This window comes from Flagellimonas sp. (assembly GCF_965233845.1).
In the GTDB taxonomy this organism is placed as follows: Bacteria; Bacteroidota; Bacteroidia; order Flavobacteriales; family Flavobacteriaceae; genus Flagellimonas.
Genome location: NZ_OZ247584.1, coordinates 1453587 through 1477557, shown reverse-complemented (window position 1 = coordinate 1477557; position 23971 = coordinate 1453587). Strand labels below are relative to the sequence as shown.

Annotated in this window: 12 protein-coding genes; all 12 read right to left on the bottom strand. The window is 42.2% G+C overall.

The genetic code is table 11. The features are described from left to right. The 12 genes from ACO6S0_RS06415 to ACO6S0_RS06360 all read right to left on the bottom strand — a co-directional run bounded on the left by ACO6S0_RS06415 (window position 1) and on the right by ACO6S0_RS06360 (window position 23783). Window positions 1-3024 (bottom strand): SusC/RagA family TonB-linked outer membrane protein, encoded by a 3024-nt coding sequence (locus ACO6S0_RS06415; protein ID WP_422351173.1) that lies wholly within the window; start codon window positions 3022-3024, stop codon window positions 1-3. Window positions 3025-3259: 235 nt separating this feature from the next. Beyond that, on the bottom strand, window positions 3260-6013 hold the full coding sequence (locus ACO6S0_RS06410) for a LuxR C-terminal-related transcriptional regulator (protein ID WP_422351172.1): 2754 nt from the start codon (window positions 6011-6013) through the stop codon (window positions 3260-3262). Between the two features lie 227 nt (window positions 6014-6240). After that, entirely contained in the window at window positions 6241-7860 is a 1620-nt protein-coding gene (pafA, locus tag ACO6S0_RS06405; protein WP_422351171.1) for an alkaline phosphatase PafA, read from the bottom strand. A 1-nt stretch (window position 7861) separates the two neighbouring features. Next, window positions 7862-9052 carry a ComEC/Rec2 family competence protein gene (locus ACO6S0_RS06400; RefSeq protein WP_422351170.1) on the bottom strand — a complete coding sequence of 397 codons (1191 nt, stop codon included), beginning with the start codon at window positions 9050-9052 and terminating at the stop codon, window positions 7862-7864. A gap of 75 nt (window positions 9053-9127) precedes the next feature. After that, window positions 9128-10057: a glycerophosphodiester phosphodiesterase family protein gene (locus tag ACO6S0_RS06395; RefSeq protein WP_422351169.1), complete on the bottom strand. Its 930-nt coding sequence runs from the start codon at window positions 10055-10057 to the stop codon at window positions 9128-9130. A 140-nt stretch (window positions 10058-10197) separates the two neighbouring features. Beyond that, entirely contained in the window at window positions 10198-11613 is a 1416-nt protein-coding gene (locus ACO6S0_RS06390) for a RagB/SusD family nutrient uptake outer membrane protein (RefSeq protein WP_422351168.1), read from the bottom strand. Between the two features lie 18 nt (window positions 11614-11631). After that, window positions 11632-15153 (bottom strand): TonB-dependent receptor, encoded by a 3522-nt coding sequence (locus ACO6S0_RS06385; protein WP_422351167.1) that lies wholly within the window; start codon window positions 15151-15153, stop codon window positions 11632-11634. 194 nt (window positions 15154-15347) lie between these two features. Further along, window positions 15348-16472 carry a FecR family protein gene (locus ACO6S0_RS06380; protein ID WP_422351166.1) on the bottom strand — a complete coding sequence of 375 codons (1125 nt, stop codon included), beginning with the start codon at window positions 16470-16472 and terminating at the stop codon, window positions 15348-15350. Window positions 16473-16593: 121 nt separating this feature from the next. After that, window positions 16594-17184, bottom strand: a complete 591-nt coding sequence (locus ACO6S0_RS06375; protein WP_422351165.1) for a sigma-70 family RNA polymerase sigma factor — start codon at window positions 17182-17184, stop codon at window positions 16594-16596. A gap of 439 nt (window positions 17185-17623) precedes the next feature. Then, window positions 17624-19579, bottom strand: a complete 1956-nt coding sequence (locus tag ACO6S0_RS06370; RefSeq protein ID WP_422351164.1) for an OmpA family protein — start codon at window positions 19577-19579, stop codon at window positions 17624-17626. Between the two features lie 12 nt (window positions 19580-19591). Beyond that, a complete protein-coding gene (locus tag ACO6S0_RS06365; RefSeq protein ID WP_422351163.1) occupies window positions 19592-20518 on the bottom strand; it encodes a type IX secretion system membrane protein PorP/SprF in 927 nt (308 codons plus the stop codon). A 34-nt stretch (window positions 20519-20552) separates the two neighbouring features. Continuing rightward, a complete protein-coding gene (locus ACO6S0_RS06360) occupies window positions 20553-23783 on the bottom strand; it encodes a gliding motility-associated C-terminal domain-containing protein (RefSeq protein ID WP_422351162.1) in 3231 nt (1076 codons plus the stop codon). Window positions 23784-23971 lie beyond the last annotated feature (188 nt).

Here is a 23971-nt window from a genome sequence, read left to right as displayed (position 1 = left end):
TTAAATTTTTACGTTTACTCCAATGGTATAAACTGCAGGTATTGGATAGGTTTCGTTATCAACACCATTTGCCACTTCAGGATTGAATCCGTTGTAATTGAACAAGGTCAATGGTTTTTCGGCAGTAGCGTAGATTCTTACCTGTGGTATTCCTTGTTGACTTCCATCTTTATTGATGGTATATCCCAGGGTTATGTTTTGAATTCTAAAGAAATCGCCGTCTTCAATAAAAAAGTCGTTCAGCCTTTGGTTCCATCCCTTTCTAATTCCTGCCGAGGAGGGATAGCTGTTCGACGTACCTTCACCATGCCATCTGTTTACAGCAAAGTCACGGTCCCAGTTGGTATCGTTTGTAAAGATGACCTCACCACGCTTTCGGTTGAGAATGGAGTTCCCTCCTTGACCAATGGCGCTAGTGCTGAAGTCCCAATTTTTATAATTGAATCCAATGTTAAATCCATAGGTATAGGACGGAAGAAAAGATCCTAAAACGGTCCGGTCGTCATCATTGATATCGCCGTCGCCATTTATATCCCTGTAAATAAAGTCCCCAGGTTCCAAATCATTGGCAACCGCCACCGGATCTGCTTGTATTTGGGCTTCATTTTGATACACTCCGACAATCTCCCTGCCATAGAAGGCAAATATGGATTCACCTACAATGGACCGCTGACGGAATTCCGCTGTACCAGCATCCAAAAATTCAGCTCCGCCTAGACCCAGCACCTCGTTATCCAAGGAAGCAAAGTTGGCTCCTATGGAATAGCTGAAGTCATCAGAGACTCTTTTGTCCCAGTTCAGGGCGATTTCCAGCCCACTATTTCTGATTTCACCTACATTTTGTCTAGTGGAACCAGGAATTAGGGGGCGTAGCACCGGAATAACAGCATCCTTGGTATCCCTGATATAATAGTCGGCTTCAATGGAAAGATTGTCGTTGAACATTCTTGCCGAAAGCCCAGCGTTGATTTCCTCGGTTACTTCCCATTTAAGGGCAGTGAAATCGCTACTGGTATTTAACCCACTAAAAAGAATGTCGCCGAGTGCGGTAGTCACTACTTCCGAAGTAATGGAACCCTCGCTGGAAGGGACCCTGTCGTTCCCCAATTCTCCCCAGCTACCTCTGAGCTTTAGGTAATTAAGTGTATTGTTTTCTGGGAAAAAGCTCTCTTCTGATACTACCCAACCTGCACCAACAGTGGGGAAATAACCCCATTTTTCCTGGTACTTATTGGTGCCATCCGCACGGAAGGTTCCGTATAACAGGTAGCGGTTGTCAAAGTTGTAGGATACCCTTCCGAAATAGGAAAATCCAAATTCCCTAGCACCCCCATCAAAGGTATCTTCTTCTACAATGGTTTGGGCAAGATCAATAAAGTAAGCTTCTTCTCCGGATAAAGGAAAGTTAAGTCCTCTAGCTTGAATTAAATCCAAAGCCTCATCCCTGAAAGATGTCCCTGCCAAGACGGTAAGATTGTGTTTTCCAAAACTATCCGTGAAGGTCAGCGTATTATCCCAAATTTGGTTGGAAGTGGTTACTGTTCGTTTTAAAAGAGATGCATCCGCCCTTTGGAAATTGTCCCCAATAAAATAAGGTAATCTTACCTCACGCCTGTTTACGCTCTCAAAGTTGTGGTTATATGCTGTTCTAAACTTCAGTTTCTCTGGAACTACGTCAACCTCTGCGTAGAAGTTGGCCACAATGTTTCTGATTTTGGAACGGTTCTCGCTGAAATCCATAATTGGAAATGGATTTTGTCCACCGCGGTAACCCAAATCCTGGGCGTTGGCATAAGGGGTTGGAAAAACATTGGGATTCTCTGCCAAAAGTGGATCAAAAACAGGAAGAATGGGCACTGCAAAATAAGCTCTTCTCCAGGCAGAATTTTCCGCATCAAACCGTGTTGAATTACTAAAAACCACACTTCCGCCCACCTTAAGCCAGTCATTGGCCTTGTAATCGATCTTACTTCTTAGGTTAAATCGTTCATATTCGTTCTTCATTTTAAGGATACCTCCTTGTTCAAAATAATTGGCTCCAATGGCATAAGTGGCATCTTCATTACCCCCAGAAATTCCAATACTGTGATTTTGAATCAAGGCCAAACGCATCACCTCATCGTACCAATCCGTGTTCACATCAGGAACGTTGGGGTTAATTCTGCTGCGTCCATATCGTTGCATGGCATTTAGAATAAATTCTGCATCAGGATCAGAGCCTGATTCCAAAGCCAAATTTGTAAACTGTTCGGCATTGGCCATCTTGAGCACATTCTGTGGTACTTGGTAACCTGAATAACCGTTATAAGTGATTTGTGGTTTTTGGTTGAATTTCCCGGATTTGGTTTCTATAAGAACAACACCATTGGCGGCCCGAACCCCATAAATGGCAGCAGCTGAGGCATCCTTTAATATAGAAACCGATTCAATATCAGTTGGGTTTAAAAAAGCGATGTCGTTGAAGAAGGCACCATCAACCACAAACAAGGGACCTGAAGCATCGGTGTCATACGATCCTATACCCCTAACCCTTACGGTAGGAGATTGTCCCGGACCCCCGTTGTTTACAATTTGGAGTCCTGCCACCCGTCCTTGTAAAGCCTGCATGGGTTGACCTACTGGGGCTAAGTCCAGAACCTCCGAATCAACCGTGGTTATGGCAGATGTAAGATCCTTTACCTTTAATTCACCATAACCTACTACGACTACCTCATCCAGGAATTGGGTGTCTTCCTGTAGCGTCACATTTATAGTGGTTTGACCATTTACAGCTATTTTTTGGGTACTATAGCCAATATAGCTAAACACCAAGGTGCCGTTTGGGTCAATGCTGGAAATGGAGTAATTTCCATCAAAATCAGTCTGTACCCCAATTGTAGTACCTTGTAAGATTACTGAAGCTCCGGGCAAAGGTTCTCCCAGCTCATCATTCACGGTTCCTGAAACCGTAATATCATTTTGCCCAAATGCAACAATTTGGCAGCACAAAAGTGATATTACCAATAATACGTTTCCAAATTTCATAATTATTTAATAGTTGAGTTATGTTTTTGCTAATTTAACAATGGAATCCACCCTCCATAGTTAAAAGGAGTACATAAAAAATACATCACTTTGGAACCGTCTGGAAAGCACTATTTTCATAGGCTTTGCAGTAGTAAATTTGTTCAAATGAGAAAGGCTTTTTTAATAATGATGTAGTAATGATGTATTGCTATTTTATAGCGAACTGTAGGAAAACTTCAGTTTTCTAAGGTTCTTAGAAGGTTATTAAAAAGTTAGATAAACTTTTAGAGCTGTCGATTTCCAACTTTTTCCGTAATCTGTACCGATGTATTTCCACACCCCTTACCGAAATGGCCATTAGAGGAGCAATTTCCTTGGTGGACAAATTCATTTTAAGATAGGCACATAGTTTAAGATCTTTTGGGGTGAGTTTGGGATAGGCTTTGAGCAAACGCTCAAAAAAGTCCTCATGAAGCTCCTTAAAATTGACCTCAAAACGTTTCCAGTCATCCGTATCCTGTATGGAACTGTTCAGCTTTTTAATAAATGAACGGTAGCGTTGCGAATTGGAAAATTTGTCTTTATTGACCAACAACATGTTCTTAAGTTCAAGAATCATTTCGTTCTTTTTGGCTATGTTGAGCGTTGTACTGGCCAATTCATTCTGTTTGAGCTTAATCTCCCTGGCCAGCTTTTCCTTTTCCATGGCCGCCATCTGCTCTTCCTGTTCCTTCTTCATTTGCAACTCTAGTTCCTTTTGCTTTCTCCTTAACTTTCGTCTGTTATAATAGCGAACTACAAATACCGTAGCAATCCCCAATAGTGCATAGAGTGCCATACTTACTCCTGACAAAAACCAAGGCGGAGCTATTTCGAAAGCAAAGGTTCGGGCCTCAGAAATTTTATTGTCATGGCCCACATTGGAAACTTTGAAAAGGTATTCTCCGTGGGGTAAATTTTGGAATTGAATGGTTCCACTTTGCACAAACTCAGCATAACTTTTTGGCCCCAGAAGTTCATAATGATATCTGGACTGCAAGAGTTCTGGCGAAGAAACCTCAAAAGTCAATATCTGTGAGCTTTTATATGGTACACGAACAGGGGCTTGCGTGCTGGAATACGCGGAACGTTCATCCCGAACAAGATTTATATGGGGAGTGGGAAGACTTAATCCATGTAACCAATCCTTTAAGGTGTTTTCTTGAATCATCGCAAACCCATCGCTAAGGGTGATGTAAGAAGTAGAATCGTTAACCTTGATCAAGTTTTGGGAATCAGGCGCCAAACGCTCATTCAGCGAGAAATCCGATATGGCCAGACTGTCCTGCTTTAAATCCGTATGTATTATTTCCTTTTTGCCATCCCTGTTGACAAACCAAAATTGATCTTCGTCATAGAACAACAATTCTTGATCATTGAACTTTTGAAATTCCTCAAATACACTAATACGGTCGAGAATGGGGTCGTATTTGTACCAAGATTTCTCTCCCCGAAAGACAATTTGGTTTTTGATTTGATAGATTTTGATGTTGTAGGTACTGAGCGTCTGTGACCCTAGGTATTCTTTTAACTCCACCACTTTTGAATAGGTATCATCCAGTTGGATTCTGTAAAACCCTTTATAAGAATGGGCCGCCCATAGCACCTGGGGTGTTTCAAAACACAAGTATTTAATGGGTACGTTAATGCCCTGAATTTTGGAAACCTCCCAGTCTCCTGCCCCATCTTTTTCGTATTTGACCAAACCATTATAGAAGCCTTGTATATAACCCGAACGGCGTTCCGGTATTTTTACTAGACCATAACCTCCAGAAAAAGAAGAAATTTGCTCAAATTTATCAGGTCCCACTTTATAGGTACCTGTATTATGACCGCACAGTAAATCCCCTTCCACAACTTCCAAATCCCAGACATGTCCCTGTGAACCCTCTACGAACTTAAGTTCGTTTTCATCAAAATAAAACACCCCGGTATTACTGCCCAAATACAGTGTATTGTTGTGAAGGGCCATATCATAGACCATTCCCAAGGTTCCCGAAAAATCCGTGTAGTAGGTAATGGGGTTGTGAAGTTCAGCTCTAGCAATTCCATTATCCAACCCCAGCCATAATTGATCCCGAAACTGGGCCATGGACAAGACTGTATTGTTTTGAAGACCCGTTTCCCGGTTCAACACCTTGGACTTTTCAGTATTTTGATTGTACAGATAAATTCCATTTTTAATGGTCCCAAACGCAATCTGTTCGCCATCAAACTTGAGGATTTTGTTCAGCTGGTGTTGCTTGAGTTCCTGGTTCAATGCCGCTTCCCAGGGTTTTATCCCATTTTCATTCAAGACGTAGCAACCATTCAACTTGGTTCCAACTAAAATACCCTCTTTAAAAGGAATCATATCTATTACCGACTTACCCAACAAAATTTCCTGATTTTCCAATGGAACCAGTTCATCTTGTCCCAATTCAAATAGACCTTCCGAGCTGCCGCCAACAATCAGTTTGCCATCATGCACCAGAATATCTGAAATAACCTGGGTCGGATCCAAGACCGTAATTGTATCACCATTATAGGTATATATGGCAGAAAAAGACCTAAATACCACTTGGTCCTTCACGGATCGAATCTCCCAGAACTCCTCGCTGGTGAATACATGGTCTTTAATAAGATGGGTAAGGGAGGTATATTGTAACGAGCCTAAATCATCCTTTAACCAGTACCCAAACTCCTTATAGGATCCCGTAAAAATTTTATCTCCGATAACAGCAACCGACCGAACAATGGTGTTGTTTGGGAGTTTGTACAAAACCCATTTTTCCCCATTGTAGTGCAACAATCCTTTGTTGTTGGCTGCAAAAAGTTCACCATCCGGGTTGACCGCTACCCCCCAGTTTTTACTTGCCCCTTTATACTCTGACAGCTTATAGTTATAAATAGGGGGCAGTAAGTTTTGCGAGTGAATGGAAATCGTGCAAAAGAAAAGGACAACAATGATTCGGTAAGCAGTGAGCATTCTTTTTTACGTTAAACCCATTAAAATTTTGTTCTGGTGGTTTGGTATGGAAACCCAGTCTTATGGATTCCAGAAGTACAACTTATACAAACAATTGCAAGAAATGACCCCTAAGATAGTCAAAGTCCCCAAAAATACTCGCAATCAAAGATGGAATCTTTAACCTGTGCAATGGAAGTTAAACTCGCTTGCCAAAGCATCGATTTGCATGTCACCAGAGTTATCTTTTAACGGAACAACTCCCCGATCGGCTTATTGGAAGCATGGGAAGGGAGGGGAATATTCAGTAACATGGAAAGGGTTGGCGCAATTTGGTCAATACCTTTGGGGCTTACCGTCTCCCCTGTTGGGATGTTCCATCCAAACCATAGACAGGGTACGTGTTTGTCATTATTGTAGAAAGCACCGTGGGTGGTTCCCGCCACCCGTTTTGGCATCCAGCCGGATTTGAAATGCAACAAAATGTCGCCTGAATTATCCGAGTGGAAACTTTTTCTAAAAACCGAATCCATGTCCCGATTTCTGTTGGAATGGAATTCAGGAACATACAGTTCGTTAATTCCTTTCATCTTGCTTAAAAAATCCACGGCTGCTTTGAGTATTTCTTTTTTTGGTGTTTTTACCCGATTGAGATAAATCTGCGTTTTGTCCATATACGCAACATAATTTTCCTCTCCAAAAAGCTTGGACAGTTCCTCATTCAATTGTTGTTTGATGGATTCCACTCCAAAGTAGTTTCCCGGTAACTTTGAGGTTTTAAGAAAATCTGGATGATCGCTGGCGGCATGGTCCGCGGTAAGAAACACAAGATAATTGCCTTTTCCCACCTTGGAATCCAAAAAGGACAACAGATTGGCTATTTCCCCATCCATTCGAATGTAGGTATCCTCCAATTCCTTGGATCTAATGCCATAACTATGCCCTATATAATCGGTACTGGAATAACTTACGGTTAAAAAATCGGTTTCATTTCGTTGTCCTAGACTTTCTCCTTTCACAGCTGTTTTAGCCAGTGCTGTCAATAGCGAATTCCCATAGGGAACATAAGGCATCATGGTAAAGTTCCCGTTGGCTTTATGAAGCCGTTTTAAACCATATGGAAAGGTGGCATCCGTCCTTCCTTTGAACACCTTTTCCTTGGAAGCAGCATCTGGTCCACTATTTTGATACATCACAGATGGTTTCAACAGATTCCAAGTAAGATTGAGCAATGAATCCGCTATTTGCCGTTTGTTGAATTCCATCAACCAATGGGGAAGTTCCTCTGAATAGTATGAGCTAGTTATAAATTTGCCGGTCTGCTCATGATACCAAAAGGCATGATTGGCTAAATGTCCTGCAGGAAAAATGGCTCCTCTGTCTTTTAGGGATATCCCTATCACTTTGGAACGACCATTGGTAAACAGTTTCAATTCATCTGTTATAGTAGAGGCCAAGAGATTTTTTGGCGACCGGGAGTATCTGCTGATTTCCTTTTTTGCATTGGAGTTTCCGTCCGTTAAAAAAACACGCTCATCCTGGGCACAATACCTATTTCTTTCCGCAGTTTTGTCGTACCAGTCATTGGCAACTATTCCGTGGTTTGCCGGCGTAGTGCCGGTATAGATTGATGCATGTCCAGGACCTGTGGCCGTTGGCACATAGTTGTAGTGCATGTTTTTGACATTAAAGCCTTCCCGCGTCAATCTTTTAAAACCATCCTCCCCATAGTTTTCCTGAAAGCGATACAAATATTCGGCTCGCATTTGGTCAACCACAATTCCAACAACCAGTTTAGGTTTGGCTTCCTGCTGTGCTAGAGCCAATTGTGTACAAAGTATAATTAATACGTAAATTCCAATCTTCATTTTATTTGCTTTGATAAGGGCCATGTTCTTCTTTAATCTTGAGCGTGGATTCGTCCAAAATATAGACTTGATAGGTTAAACCATTGGGGGCTACCCGAACAACAATGTGTCCTTGCAGGCTTTTGTAATTGTCCTTAAACCATGGGCCATAAGTAACCAAGGTCTCCGGGTGCATATTGGTGGAGAATATATGTCTGGAACTTGTTTTGTCATCATGGTAAATAAGCCGTTGGTAAACTTCCTGTCCGGGATGGTCTGAGCACCACAATTGCTGAACCACAACTTGGGGATCAAGAGTTTCCACAAAAAATGCATTCGTGGCATCCCGATTACCATGATGGTTAAGAGTAGTGACTTCCATAGGTCCCACCACTTCAGCCATAGGGGTCTCCACATCAAACCATGGTGGTAGGCCATACCCCCGAAGCCCTGTATTGTCACCTCCGGTGAAATAATCAAAGGGGCCGTAGGATATTTTAATGGCCAGACTCAGTGGATTCTCATTATACCCCCCGTTGTAAAAAGCAGTCATGTCCTCAGCAGTAAAAAGTTCGCGGGTTTCTTCTTGATTTCCTGTCCAAAGCGTTGCATTGCTTTTGATGTTTCTAATGGAAAAATCAGGATATTTAGCCCGCTTATTTCTTAAGTGAATCTGGGATTCGCTACCAACTTTCAGGGCTTCCGTCGGCACGTTTTCTTCGGAAACAAAAGACAAGTAATCCTGAAAAATTTGATCCTCCTTCAGATAGCTTGCAAGATCAACGGGAAAACTTAGGGATGGGGAATCCCGATCTATAATTTTCCCAAAGGGAATTTCCTTGCCCAATTCCACCAAACTTCCATAGTGGTCGGAATGAAAATGGGAAACCAGTGCATAGTCAATGGAATCTTGATGTGCCATGGGGGTAACCTGCCTTATATAGTTGGAAATCCACTCCCAAGCGGGTTTACTATCATCAGGTACTGGCGAAGTTGCCTTTAAAGGGGCGTACTTTTTCTCAAACCCTTCCTTGTCCATGCTTCCAGCATCAAATAGCATGGTGGTGCCGTCAGGCAGCACAAAAAAGGTAGTGTTGCCGCTTCCTGTATTAATATGATGGATGTCCAAATAGCCTTCTTCCCATAAAGCTAACTTTCCTTGCAAACTGTCCAATTGCTCCCTTGGTTGTTTCGTACTTTGACTTTTGACCATGGGAAAGCAACCTAGTTGAAAAAAAAAGGATATAAGCGTGAACGCTATTTTTACTCTAAGATTCATTGCTCGCTCTCAATTATGAAGGTTTTTATTTCTTAAAAATTCCAACAGCAACTTTGGTCTATCTGTTTGGATGATATCTATATTATTGTCAATATACCATTGATAGGTATTGATATCCATTGCGGCTTTTTCATCATCATGTCCCGCGCTTAAACGTGGCCATAGGGAATTGACCCAAACCCCAGAGCCTTCTTTCCGAATTTGGTTGAAATAGGAATCCAAGCCAAGGGTATCCTTGGTAACAATAAATTCAAATGCAACAGGTTTCCGATGCTTTATATAATCAGATACAATTTGGTCGCTCCCATTTTTTAACCGAATTACGGGCATGAAGTAAACTTGATCTAGATACGCTCCAAATTCTTGTTCCACTTCGGCCCTGGTCTTGGTTCCCTTTATGATGACCTGATCCAAGGTTCCTGTCATCTTTACAATTTGAAAACATTTATCAAAAATGGGGTAGCTCTTATCCAAATTGACCAAAATTTTGTCCTTGGTCGTTCTAAGGGCTTCCTCCAAGGTTGGTATTCCATGGGGAGTGGGAACGCCCAAACCGTCTTTCAGCCTCAAGGTTCTCAGGGAATCCAAAGTCCATTCCTTCACTGCACCTTTTCCCGTGGTTGTGCGATCGATGGTTTCATCGTGCATAAGCACCAAATGTCCATCCTTGGTTTCCCTTATGTCAATCTCAACCATGTCTACCCCCATATCTATGCAATTTTGAATGGCTTGTATGGAGTTTTCCGGGGCATTTCGCCAATCGCCACGATGGGCCACTACCATCACTTCCTTGTTTTTCGAATCCTTTAGATTGGCAATTTTATCGGCAATGGAGGTTACATTCGGTCTTACTTCAGCACTTGTGTGCTCCTTGATATCCTTTTGTTCCTTGCAACCGACCCATATGAGGAGAGCGGTCAAAAAATATAATCGTTTCATACTGTGTGCTTCGTTATTTAGAAAGTAAAAAGAAGTAAAGGGGGGACATAGTCCCCCCAATTGAATTAAAAAAACTAACTCAAACTAACTATCTCTCTACTAGTTACAAGAATTCATCTTGTGTGTGTTTAGCCCTTAGATCAATATCCCGGGTTTTGTGTAATGGATGCGTCGGTATCCAATTGACTTTGCGGTATGGGAAGGATTAACTTAGTGGCGTCAATGGTAACATTGGCTCCCGTACTGCTAAAGAAAGCATTCATGACCTCCACCGCATTGCCGTACCGCTTAAGATCCAGCCAGCGATGTCCTTCCCCGATAAACTCGAAACGCCTTTCTTGCTTAATGGCATTCCTAACGTCTGCTTGTGTGGTTGCCGTTGTACCAGCCAGTCCAGCTCTGGCGCGTATGGCATCCAACTGCACTATGGCTTCTGCGGTTTGACCGTTTTCGTTCAAAGCTTCCGCATACTTAAGGATGACGTCGGCATACCGAATAATGAGATGATCACTGCCGCCATCGTCAGCACCAGTATCAGATACCTCGTACTTTGTGGAAAAGTAAAAGGGGTTGGCACCTGCGTCAACTGCCACATAGTCGTTAAGTCTGGTGTCCCCCGCCTCAAAGGAATCTATAAAAGCCTGTGTGGGCAAATTATGGCCTTTAGCGTTTGCCGTGGTTCCAGATGGGCGAAACTGGGATCCAGCGGGACTACCCTCGAATTCTCCATCTACCAAAAATCCGCTTGCAAACTGTACTTCAAACAAAATTTCGGAATTCCCTTCGTTAGCCACTCCAAAAATATCGGCTGTGGTTGGTGCCAAATCGTAAACCCCTGAGTTAACAACGGCTTCAAAATTGGTCAGTGCCCCACTGAAATTCCCTTGGGTCAAAAGCACATCGCCCAAAAGGGCTTGAGCCGCTCCCCTAGCTGGTTTTCCAGAGGATTTCTCTACAGGCAAATCTTGGATGGCATCGTTGAGATCTGCCTGAATTTGGGCATATACCTCGGAGGAGGCTGTACGGCCCTGGCCAAAGAAATCAAAAGGACTTTCGGTTTCTATCAGAACCAAGGGAACATCCCCATACAAACGCACCAAGTTGAAGTACAATAGGGCGCGAACAAACTTCATCTCCCCTATCCTGTTGGTTTTTAAGGCACTGGATTCATACTCGATATCCGTGATTCGATTCAAAACCGTATTGGCCCGTTGGATTCCTCGGTAAGATTCTCTCCAAATATCCCCTACCAAGTCATTTCCTGCATTGGTGGAAAAGTCGTCCAATTGTCCAAAACGACCACCATCGTTGGCGGCAATTTCTTCAAAGGAGTCTTCTCCAGAAATCTCGCCAACACCAATTAAATCAAGTCCGTAAAGCCCTCCGTTCTGAAGCTGGGCATAAACCCCCGCCACAGCACTTTCCAACTCCTGTTCGTTGGTGTAAAAATTGTTGGAAGCCTTTTCCGTAATGGGTACGATGTCCAATTCCTTTTCGCAGGATGTCAACCCTACCAAGACACCGACCATTAGAAATATATATTTATTGAAATTCATTTGTCTTAAGTTTTTGGTTTAAAATTTAACGTTTAATCCAAGCGCTATAAAGCGTGTCAACGGACTTGCAGACTGGATCCAGCCCCTGGTCAAGGTCTGTTGGTTATTGGTGTCCCTAGTATCCAGGGCATCAGGGTTATATCCCCTGAATTTGGTACTGTTGAAAATGTTGTTTCCAGTCAAGTAAAGTCGAAGGAAATCGATGCCCAAATACTTTGTGGTACTTTCTGGGAAGTTGTATCCCAGTTGCATGCTTCTTAAACGGAAGTAATCCGCGTCATATACCGAAAGACTGGAGGACCGAGTCAACCTACCTGCAGATGAAAAACTGGAGAAATCCGGTCTTCTAAAGAAACCATTGGGATTTCGATCCGAATAGTAGTTATCAAAATAATATTGGGACGGCACAAAAAAACCTTCCCCACTTTCAGCATAATAGACCATACGGTCGGAGACCTTCCTTCCCTCAACTCCTGCAAACTGGGCGGTAAAGTCAAAGCTCTTATAATTCAGATTAAATCCAAAACCATAAGTGAAGTCAGGATTGTAATCCCCTAGGGTCACCCTATCATCTGGGGTTATTTGCCCATCCCCATCGGCATCCCTCACGATATAATCCCCAACCTCGGTACCGGCCAATGGCGTAATGGTAGCAGCATCAATCTCCGCTTGGGTCCTGAATACGCCCTGGATATCGTACGCATAAAATTCTGCTATGCTTCCGCCCACTTTGGTAAGAAAGCCCATACCTCCATTGCTCTGGATAATCTGTTCCTGCCCTTCTCCCAAGGCCAAAACTTCGTTTTGACTACTGGTAATATTGGCGTTGAACGAGAGTCCCAACTCGCCAATCTCAAAGTTATTTCCGCGGATTTCGAATTCAAATCCCCTATTCTCCAATTCACCAATATTTTGTAACGATTCAGAGAATCCTGATTGCTGTGGTACAGGTACCTCCAATAAGAGATCCGTGGTATTGGATTTGTAATATTCCGCTGTAAACAGCAGTTTGTTGTCCAAGATACCTAGGTCCAATCCAACGTTCAGCGCAGTGTTGGTTTCCCAGGACAAATCTGGGTTAGGCGACGTTGCGGTATACGATCCAGGAACCAACTGCCCATCAACCACATAATTATCCGGTTCGATCAAGGCAATGGAACCAAAATCCCCTATCTGGTTATTTCCCGTTTGCCCCCAACTTGCCCGTAATTTGGCAAAACTCACCAATGCATCTTCTGGGAAAAATGCTTCATTGCTCAGTGTCCATCCGGCGGAGACAGAAGCAAAATTTCCGTATTTGGTATTGGCTCCAAAACGGGATGAACCGTCTCTTCTGAAGGAACCTGAGAGGGCATACCTGCCGTCATAATCGTATTGCAAACGGGTAAAATAGGATTCAAGTGCCCATTTGCTTCTTCCAACCTCAGCTGAAGGATTGGTTGCTCCCGAGATATTGCGAAGGTTATCGTCCGCAAAGTTGTTGCTCTCCAATCTGGTGTTGAAAAAATTCTCTTCTTGATAACTGAAACCCAACAGAACATCAAAATTGTGTTTATCCAAGGTTTTGGTGTACGTCAGGAGGTTCTCTGTGATGAAGTTTTCCCTTCTTGCATTGTTCTCCATTGCCTGGGTACGGTTGTTGACCACCGGGGTTCTGTAATTCCCAATGTTGGATGGGGCAAAAAACTCGGTAAAAATGGAATTGTAGTCACCTCCCAAGGAAGTTTTAAACTTCAATCCTGCTAAGGGCTCCACTTCAAGGTAAGCGTTTCCAAATACCCGAAGCCTTCTTTCAAAAAAGTCGGTCAATGCAGTTTGGGCCACGGTATTTTCCGAAATGGGCCCATCCCAATTGTCATTGTTGTCATGTAATTGGTTTGCGATGGCAAAGGTTCCATCTTGGTTGCGGATGGGATAATAGGGCTGCATCAAAATGATGGAAAAACTGGGGTCTGGTTGTGCCCTATTCCCTAATCCATAGTTTGACCAACCTGCCTCACCCGTAGGATTGGAATTCACTAAAGAGACATTGGATGTAACCCCAAAGCGAATGCGATCACTAATCTGTGAATTAAGTTGCACGTTTGCCGTGTAGCGCTTGTAATCAGAATCCATGATAATGTTTTCCTGATCCAGGTAGCCAAAGGATATGGAGTAATCCGTTTTTTCGGAACCACCACTTAGATTTAGATAATGGTTTTGTTGGGAAGCCGTACGAAAAACGGCATCCGTCCAATTGGTATTGGTCAGTCCAGCTTGTCCATCCAGGTAGCCCTGAAGATATCCCGGAATCCTACTCCGTTTTCCTCCTCCATTGGCATCACGGGTGGCATTATCATCAGAAACACTTCGTCCTGGACCTCCCGAAACATATCCAAAATTTCTGGAATCTGAATCAAACAGAGCCGCATCATAGGCATCTACCAGTTCAAAATTATCAATCCGGTCTTGGAATCCATAGTAGGTGTCATAAGTAACTTTTAAGCTTCCCTTTTTTCCTTTTTTGGTGGTAATCAAAATAACGCCATTGGACGCTCTAGATCCATAAATGGCGGCCGATGCTGCATCCTTCAGAATGTTCACGGATTCAATGTCCTGGGTATTGATGGAACTAAAGGAAGAACCTTCTGACAATGGGTTCCCATCTATCACAATCAAGGGGTTTGTTCCAGCGGTAAGGGTGTTGAGACCCCTAATTTGAACCACGGAATTCTCCCCTGGGTTTTTTCCATTTCCCAGAATTTGTATCCCCGAAACGTTCCCTGCCAAAGCCTGCTCAAAATTGGCTGTGGAGAAATTGTTCAACGCTTCGCTATCTACTTTGGAGACCGCTCCATTAAATTTCTCCTTGGTAGTGGAACCATAACCTATAATTACCACCTCCGCCAGTTTCCCTGCATCGGGTTGCAATTGCACATTCACCGTGGATTGTCCACTAACCGCAATTTGTTGGGTGGAAAATCCTAGATAGGAGACCTCCAAAACAGCATCTGAAGTGGATACTTCAATAGTGTAGTTACCATCAAAATCAGAACTGACCCCATTGGTTGTTCCTTGCTCTATGATACTGGCTCCCGGTAGGGGTTGCCCGTCAACATCAGTAACCGTTCCGCTCACAGAAAACTGCAGGTTAGGTTGTACATTGGACTCTTGCTGTTGGGAAGTTGGTTCCGGTTCGGAACGTTTTACCAAGTAAATCCGCCGGTCATTAAGGTTGAAGGTGGTATTGGTATTTTGAAAAATCTGGTTAAGCACTTTGCTTATTCGCTCTCGATCCACTTTGATCGATACAATCCGGTCTATGTTTACGTCTTTGATCTTGTAAACAAACTCAAACTCGGTTTTACTTTCAATTTCATCTATTAATTGTCCAACGGAAACGTTGTCCAAATCCAGTGTCACTTTTGTGCGCTGCCCGTAGGCGTCATTGGCCTGCATGGAAAACAAGGCAGCCAAGATGAACAACGTACTGAGTTTCATTTTTAGGTCATATTTAAATACTGGAAATAGGCTTCTTTTAGGTGTAAGAAGTTTTTTCATACTTTTATAGTGTTAATTGTGGTTAATCTTTTAAGTTTAATCACTCCGACCAATCGGAAGATGTTCCTAGCATTTTCCGATTTTTTTATGGCCTTTTTTGACCATAACAAGAAGTAATCATTTGTAATTGGTTACATCTTTTTTGAATTTTATCCCATAGGCAGTTTTGTGTTTTAAGTTTAGCTGTTTGTTAGTTATTCTATGATTATTTTTTCATCCAGGATTTGATAATCAATACCATAATTGGCCTTTAGTTCCATAAGCACATTTTCTATGGGCTCCTTACCAAAATTGGCGTTGAACAGATCATGGGTCAAATCCTTGTTGTTGTTTACAATGGTTACGTCATAATGTCTTTCCAACTTCTTCATGATGTTGCTAAAGGTCATATTTCGGAACACCAATTTGCCATTTACCCAGGAGGTATACAGACTGGTAATGACCTTGGAGGTGTCGATATGGTTGTTGGTTTTATCAAAACTCCCTTTAAACCCAGGCTCCAGTTTTACATTTTTATCCGAACCGTATCCATCATCTTCTGTATATAGACTTACTGCTCCTTCCACAAGGACTACCTCTGTGGTTTCATCCTCCGGATAGGCAGAAACATTGAATTGTGTTCCCAAAACCCGAACATTCAGGCCATTGGTATTCACTACAAATGGATGATTGGGATCCTTGGCAACATCCAAAAAAGCTTCCCCTTCCACAAAAATCTGTCGCTGCGAGCCTTCCATGAATTGAACAGGATATTTTATGGAAGATCCAGCATTAAGGTGGGCAATTGTACCATCGGAGAGTTGAAGTTGAAAGGTTTTTCCATGGGGAACCGTCAAGGTGTTGTAGGCTAATTCCCTCTTGGAACCAACTTCCGAATACTTTAAGCTTTTACCATCTTGTTTACCTATAACGTTGCCTTCCTTATCAAGAACTTCCACTTCGCCATCCTCACTGATTACCTTAATCTCCCCATTTTCAAGTTGCAGCGTAATTGCGTTTTCAGGTATTATACCATCTGTTCCTTTGGTAGTATTCTGCAGAAGGAGATAAGCCGTAGCAAGCAGAGCCAAGAAAGTGGCCGCTATGGCAGATACTTTCCAAATTGAAGATTTTTTCTTGGAATTATCTTGAGTTCGCAAATGGATTGAAGTCCACAGAGCGTCCTTTATGGCTTTTTTGTGTGCTTCGGATGTAAAGTGGGGTTCTAAATTGGCTAGATTGACCTCATCCTTGAATTTTTCCAGCAATTCCGTTTCTTGATCGGAAATAGTGCCATCCAAATATTTATCCAATAATTTTCTGAATTCGTTCTCTTGCATAATTCGTGCGCTATACTATGATGAACCAGAAAGGGCTTGCAACTCACATTACAAATCGTGTTTTAACATTTCTTTAACATATTGAAGTAGCAATAACCAGCACTACCCAAGGCTTAAAAAATCAAAGATTCGTGATCAAGATGATAAGTGCGGTAAGGGAGGATTGTGCCAGTCTCAGATTCTGGCGAATGGATTTAAGCGCTATGGACATTTGATTTTCCACAGACCTTTTTGAAATGCCCAATTTTTTAGCAATTTCTTCATTGGAGGCTGCCTCCATTCTACTAAGTCGGAAAATTTGTTGGCACCTTGGGGACAATTCCGTCAACGATTTTTCTATGATGAACTGGGTCTGCTCCAGGTTATGCTGGTTTTCCACTTTTGCCGGGCGACTCAGTTCCAAGGATTCCAGTACTTGTAGATGTACTGCATTGAGTTTGTTATCCCTCAAATATTTAAAACAGCCATATTTGACCGACCGGAAGATGTACGCCTCAAAATGAACGATGTCCAAATTTGTTCTTTTTTGCCACAAATTGATCCATACTTCCTGGACAATATCCTTGGCTGCATCTTCATTTTGCACTATGGATTTGGCACTAACAAACATGGGTTCCCAAAAAAGTTCAAATAGCTTGCGATAAGCTTTTTTGTTTCCTTTTTTGAATTCCGCTAAGAGTAGTTTGTTAGTTTTCCTTTTAGTGCCTGACATTTCAATCTAATACTTGATTAAATGAAATTTTCATGCAATAAATGTATAAAAAATGTCAATATCATTGAAAAATGACAATTATTGTAACCGATTCATAAGGATAATTTAATATTGAGGGAAAAACTGGTAAATCTCTCGTGATATCCCTAAACAAAAGGGGAAATAAGGTTTTTATTCCTAATTATTGTTTCAATTATATACATAAAATTTTCTTTGTTGCTCTTAACGTGAGTTATACCAAAAAACAAACAATTTCTCATAGTCGCCAGTTTTATTGGATTTCTACCTTTTAGTTTTAAAATGTTGACGATTAGAGAACTTTTGTGACTGTGTTGTCTTTCGTCCTTTCAAAGATTAGCAGACTGGTTTAAACCAGTTCCTTAAAACACGAATAGCTATTTTGCTGTGGTTTAAGGTTTTAGATATAATTGCAAATGGTTTATGGGTCTATAATTCCATTAACAAGACCTGATTTCTCTTTCACAATTATAAAATCCGACCTCCTATTGACCAAATGCTCTTGCTCGGTGCATTTGACTCCATTTCCACATTGGTTTTTAAGCTGATATTCCCCATAACCGTTTGCACTTACGATTCTATCGGAATCAATGCCTTGGGCAATTAAATATCGTTTGGTGGATTTTGCCCGGTCATCAGACAGCCTAAAGTTGTATTGGTCCGTTCCTCTCGAATCGGTATGCGATTCTATCTTTATTTTTACTTCAGGGAACTCACGCATTACAAAAAGGACTTTTTCCAATTCTATTTCAGCGCGCGGTGTAATATCAGATTTGTCATATTCGAAATAGATGGGGTTTACCCTGATTTTTTCCACATTTCCTTCTTTTACGACCAAACTTTCAAATGGGGTGAGGTAAACAAGGTTGCTGGTGGAAGGGTTTTCTGGATTCTCGCCTGTGGTGATGAATAGATCCTTTTTTGAAAACCGGGGTTTAAAGAACACCATTTTGTTTTCTTTGTTACAGGGTAAGATAAAATTAAAATAGCCTGTTTCGTCTGTTTTAATGGCATTCAAAAGCCCTGTTTCAACATCATATAATTCTACACTGGCCAAAGGAATTGGCTCTTCTGTTTTTTCATTCAGAACATATCCTGAATATTCCAGACAATCGGTGGGTTTTGCCTTGGTCAGTAGATAAATGTCATCATCACCGAATCCTCCAAATCGGTTTGAAGCGAAATAACCGTTATTATGATTTGTACTCCAAACCATTGAAAAGTCGTCCATATTACCATTTATTGGAGCCCCCATGTTTTGCGGCAAGCTATAGTTTGATTTTGATCTGATTTGAGAAGTAAAAACATCCAGCCCTCCTAGCCCATAGTGTCCATCAGAAGAAAAATACAGATTATTGCCATCTATAAAAGGGAACATCTCCCTACCTCTTGTATTAATGGTAGGCCCCAAATTCATTGGAGGTGTCAGCGCATCCCCATCGATACCCAATTCCACAACATAAATATCGCTCTCCCCTTGGCCACCCGGCATATTCGAGGTAAAATACAAATAGTTTCCATCATCGCTGAGAGCAGGGTGTCCACAGGAATACTCCTTGTTATTGAATGCCATTGAAGTTACGTTGATGAGCTCATTATTGTAAATAGTGCCTTTTAGAATTTGCATGTTGGATAATCCATCACCATTAGCACTCAACTTATTCTTTTTCAAATAATTTCGGGTAAAGTAAATCGTATTTGACCCAGAGTCAAAGGCCATATTGGAATCATGATAGGAAGTCTCTAAATTTTCCAAAAACTTTTCAGGGACAAACCATGATTCATTTGGGTTGGTAATGTACAAATCCAAATACGGTTGATTGTTCCAGGGGTAGAGTTCCCCACTAGATTTGAGCGTGTCCCTTGCCGAGGCAAAGACCAACTTATCCCCATAAATGCTGGGTGCAAAATCCGACTTTTTACTGTTAAATGGCAACCTTTGGAGATTATATATTGGCTCTGTTGGCAAAATGCTGTCCAAATACCGTTTTTGGGCCAAAATCATATCGAGTCGGATTTTTTGGTCTGAATAGAAATCCCGCAACAATTTATCCGCTTCCTTGGGTTTCATACTGGCCTTAAGGCACTGCACCAATTTAATCAAGTTGTTTTCTCCCATTCTTTTGCCTTCAATTGCATAGATTTTTGCATACCAATCCTTTGCCTGTTGATATTCACTCTTGTTAAAATATGCATCTGCCAACCTTTGGATGACGTGCAGTGATGGCCTCTTTTTTTCGGAAGCCAAATCTTTGTAGAGGTCAAGAGCCCTATCAAACTTAAAGTCCTCAAAAAACTGGTCTGCCCGTTCCAACTTACTTTGGGAAATTCCTTTGCCCAATGTGCAAAGTGCTATAAGTAATACTAGTCTCTTCATACTATTTCTTTTTTAGAAAAATCTTGGTGACAGGGCTCTTTTGTTGGCATCAAGCACGGCGTACTTGAGGATTATCTCATGGGAACCGTTGTTGTAATTATCAAGTCCGGTTACGGTATAGTCATAGGCATAGCCGATGAAAAACTTTTTTGCAAGGTAGAATCCGGCCAATGCGCTAATGGCATCATCATACCTATAGGCGATTCCCAGACTAACCTTTTCTTGCAATAGGAAATTTGCCGAAATATCCAAAGTCAAAGGGGCACCCGCCACATGCTTTGTCAAAACTGCTGGCTTAAATTTTATGGAATTGGAAACATCCATGACGTAACCACCCATAAAATAGTATTGGCTTTTTCGGTCAGTGACCGTTTGCTCATCGTCATTATATATTTTTGAGTTTAGAAAGTTGTCCGTGGAAACACCCAAATACCATTTTTCACTATACCAAAATGCGCCAATACCAAAAATTGGCCTGGTCTTGTTAAGATTGTCACTGAAGACAGGGTCTTGGGCATTGGAATAAGTTCCCTTGGACCAATCCACGCTCAGTACATCCAATCCTGCGTTAAGACCCAGTGATAGTTTGGTATTATATCCCGTAGGGATTTCATAAGCAAAATGCCCATTGACCTTTACATTGTTGGCGGCCCCTATGTTATCATTAAGGGCTGTTAACCCCAGTCCTATTTTATTACCTAGTCTACCCTGCAAGGTAAAGGATTGGGTCTCTGGTGCCCCATCCAATCCTACCCACTGTGAGCGGTACAGGACATTTGCCTCAAGATTCCCAGAGGTTCCAGTATATCCTGGATTTAGAATGGTGGTATTGTACATATATTGAGTGTATTGGGGCATTTGTTGCGCTTTTACTTCGGTGAATTGTATAATGAAGATGAGACACACAAGTAATCCTAGATTATGCTCAAGTTTTATCATTGCAATTGGTTTTGAATGCTTAGGTTTGGTTTGATTATCTGGCCAATTGAAGCCAACCCACAAGGTTTCGGTTCAATTCTGGGATGTTTATGACATAGTAATACGTTCCTGAAGGGAGATGGTCGCCCTTATTCAGGATACCCCCAACATTGGCAATGCCGTCCCAATCGTTTTGATAATTGATGGATTCATACACTTTATTCCCATTTCTACTGAAGATTTCAATGGTATTGGAATAGGCCTCTATACATCGCACCTCAAAAAAGTCGTTAAATCCGTCGTTGTTTGGAGTGAATTCGTTGAAAACTTCCAAACAGAACTCTTCTCCCATGATATTACCACAGTCCACCACTTCCACGTCCATCTGGGTTTCCTGGCTTGGGGTACAACCTGTACTGTCCTCGTACAATACACTTACTGAAGTGTCTTGAAGATTGTTCCAAGTGATGGTGACAAAATCATCTGTAGTGGTCCCGCCATTCACTATGGTTCCTCCCATTATGGTCCATGTGTAATTCTGTTTTCCAGTTTCCGTGGAGTAGGTGTATTGCTCATTCCAACAGGCCTCTTCTATTTGACCTGTCAAGGTGATGGGGTCTTCGTCTTCCACAATGGCAGTGATCTGCAAACGATTTGCACTCTCACATCCACTGGTTTCCCTTATCGCTGCGTAATAATTGCTTTCATCTTCCAGAGGAGTGGAGGGGTCCAATTCCTGTCCGTTGGATGGACTATCATAAAACACCACATTGGATTCGTTCACTTGAAGGTCGCCAACAGTTGGGTCGTTAAGCACACAAAACGTTTGCGTACTGGAGTTGGTGGTTGGTGTTTCCCCTTCAATGTTTATGGTAATTTCCAACCGGACTGTACTCTCACATCCATCAATATCTTGGAGCGCCACAAAATAACTTTCACCATTAACGAGCGGGGTTGAAATATCCAGCTCGGTCCCACCTGATGACTCCGCATAGAAAACCACATTGGTTTCGTTAATTAGAATATCGGCCAAGGTGGCATCCAAATCAATGCAAAAAGTTTGACTCACAGAAATTGTGGTTGGCGTAGCCAATTGGGTCAGATTTACAGTAATACCAACTCTGGGGAGCACTGATGTGGGGATTCCTAAGATACCGGCAAAGTAAACATTGCCATCTACCAAGGGGGTATTGATGTCCAACGCAGTGGTAGCGTCCAAACTGTCAAAGAATGAAATGTTACTACCCGTAACTTCGAGATCCAGGAGGGTTGGGTTGTCAGAGGCACAGAAGACCTGAACCAAATCATCAATGATCAGCTCTGGAAGGTCCAATAGGATTTCATCAGTGACCGTACAAATGGTTCCACTGACAAAGGCATCGATAATACCATCCACATCAAGTGCCAAATCTGTTCCGTCTACTGCAATGCTAAAATCCAAATTGGTATCCAGTACCCCATTATACGTCTGCCCATTAATGACAAGGGTCACGGAATCTCCACTGCTAGCGTCACCTGTAACAGAGCCTGTGACCATATAGTTGGGTGAACCGGTGAAAAAATCAAGAAGGTTGTCCAATGTAAGTATGGGGTTGGAAGTAATGGAAATACTGTTGCCAGAATCCACAACGGTTACCGTGGCAGAAGCTAAATCGCCCGCTGCATTTTCGCAACCCGCGGATTCCTCTGTTATTCTAGCGTAATAAGTGTAAGGACTTCCAGCCTGGTCTAAACCACTGATGGTCAAGTTTCCATTGGTGGCAATGGAATAGGTTACAGAACCCACTACAAGCCCATTTGTAATCTCGTTGGTTGCGGCGGCATCAAAAAACCAACTATAGGTTCCTACAATGGTACTGGATGGAATCAAGGTTACATTGCTGGAGGAACATACTGGATTTTCATCCCCCGAAATAGTAATGTCTGAAGCGGTTGGAATATCAACTACGGTAACGGTCACTGGCACACGTGGGGATTCTTCGGGACAACCAGGCCCAACTGCCGCCACATAATATGTGGTGTCCGAAGTCAAGATCGGGGTGGCATAGGGGTCACCTGAATTTACCGTGTCCAGTAAGGTGCCATTGGTTTCGGCATCGTACCATCTAAGCTCATTCCCTACAGTGGTAGTTGCCACCAAATTGGCGGAACTTCCTGAACAGATACTCAAATCCTGTGATGCTGCATCGATTAAGGGAACGGCAGGAGCGCGATATATTTCAAAAATCTGTAAATTTTGATCTAAGGAAACGTTCAGTAAGGATGATAGCTCAACCGTTATTCTATCTGCGGGACCACTGGGGTCAAAACCAATAACCGCAGGCTGTCCACTTTGCAATAAGGTCAAAAGATCCAGATTCAAAAGACCGGAAAGGTCTCCACTGAATGTTGGTGTGTTGGATCCACTTTGGGCCGAAATTTGAACATTGTTGGCAATTCCAGCTTGAAGTAAGGATGGATCTATGGCCAAGCGGATGTAATAATTATCCCCAGCCTCGGATGGCGTATCAAAATACACGGTTTGCTGTATGCTGGCAGCAACCCCCAAAATACCAAGACCAACCTCGGAGAAGCTAGTTTGGTTACTGTCCATGGCCAAATGCGGATCGGTGACACCGGCACCTCCGATATCTAAAAGGTCAAGGGTAAGGCCCAATCCAGAAAAGGAGGTGTATGTTGGTGTTCCACAAGATGCGAGACCTTGATTATGGAAGGCACCATAAACATCTAGAACCCTTTCGTTGTTTAAGCCAACAAGTGCTCCTATCCGGTTGGTCAACCGTACTCGATTATAGGGTGAATCTGGAGCGATGGCCAGAAAATAATCATTGTTGACATCGGTAACCACTCTTAAGAGATCATCACTGAATGCGTTGGTATCGTTTGAAGATTCCTCCAAAACGGGAGTGTCATCACTTTTTACGGTAACGGTAAACTCCTGGTTTCCTATAAGAACAGTCCCTGCAATGTCAGAGAGTAATTCTCCAAGACTACCACCCAAAAGGTAGGGCAGCAAATCATCTTCGGTGTTCAACTTTAGATAAGAGGTGGTATTTTGATTCAACAGTGAGGGAAATTCAAGTTCAAGATGGCCAGAATACGCCCCTACACCAACTAAAATTCCTGTGCTTGCCCTTATGTCTGCATTTGTGGACAAGTTTCCGTCAACTGCATTTGAAGAAAAATCCACTTCGTCCTCACTTGAGACGGTGGTAGCGAATGTTTGTCCAATAATAGATGATTGGAATACTATCACGAAAATAGAAAATAGTAAATATTTTTCCATATTTGTTGAATTATTCTCATCAATAATCGTGTTTACTTATATAAAACTCAACAATATGCTAAATATTTTAAATTGTAAGATTAATACTACATCAAAAGAAAGAAATTTGATTAATTAATTGACAGCTAATGCATTAGCTGCTATTTTTGGGAAGTGGCGTCAATACAGCATTTCAACGAGTTGGCACG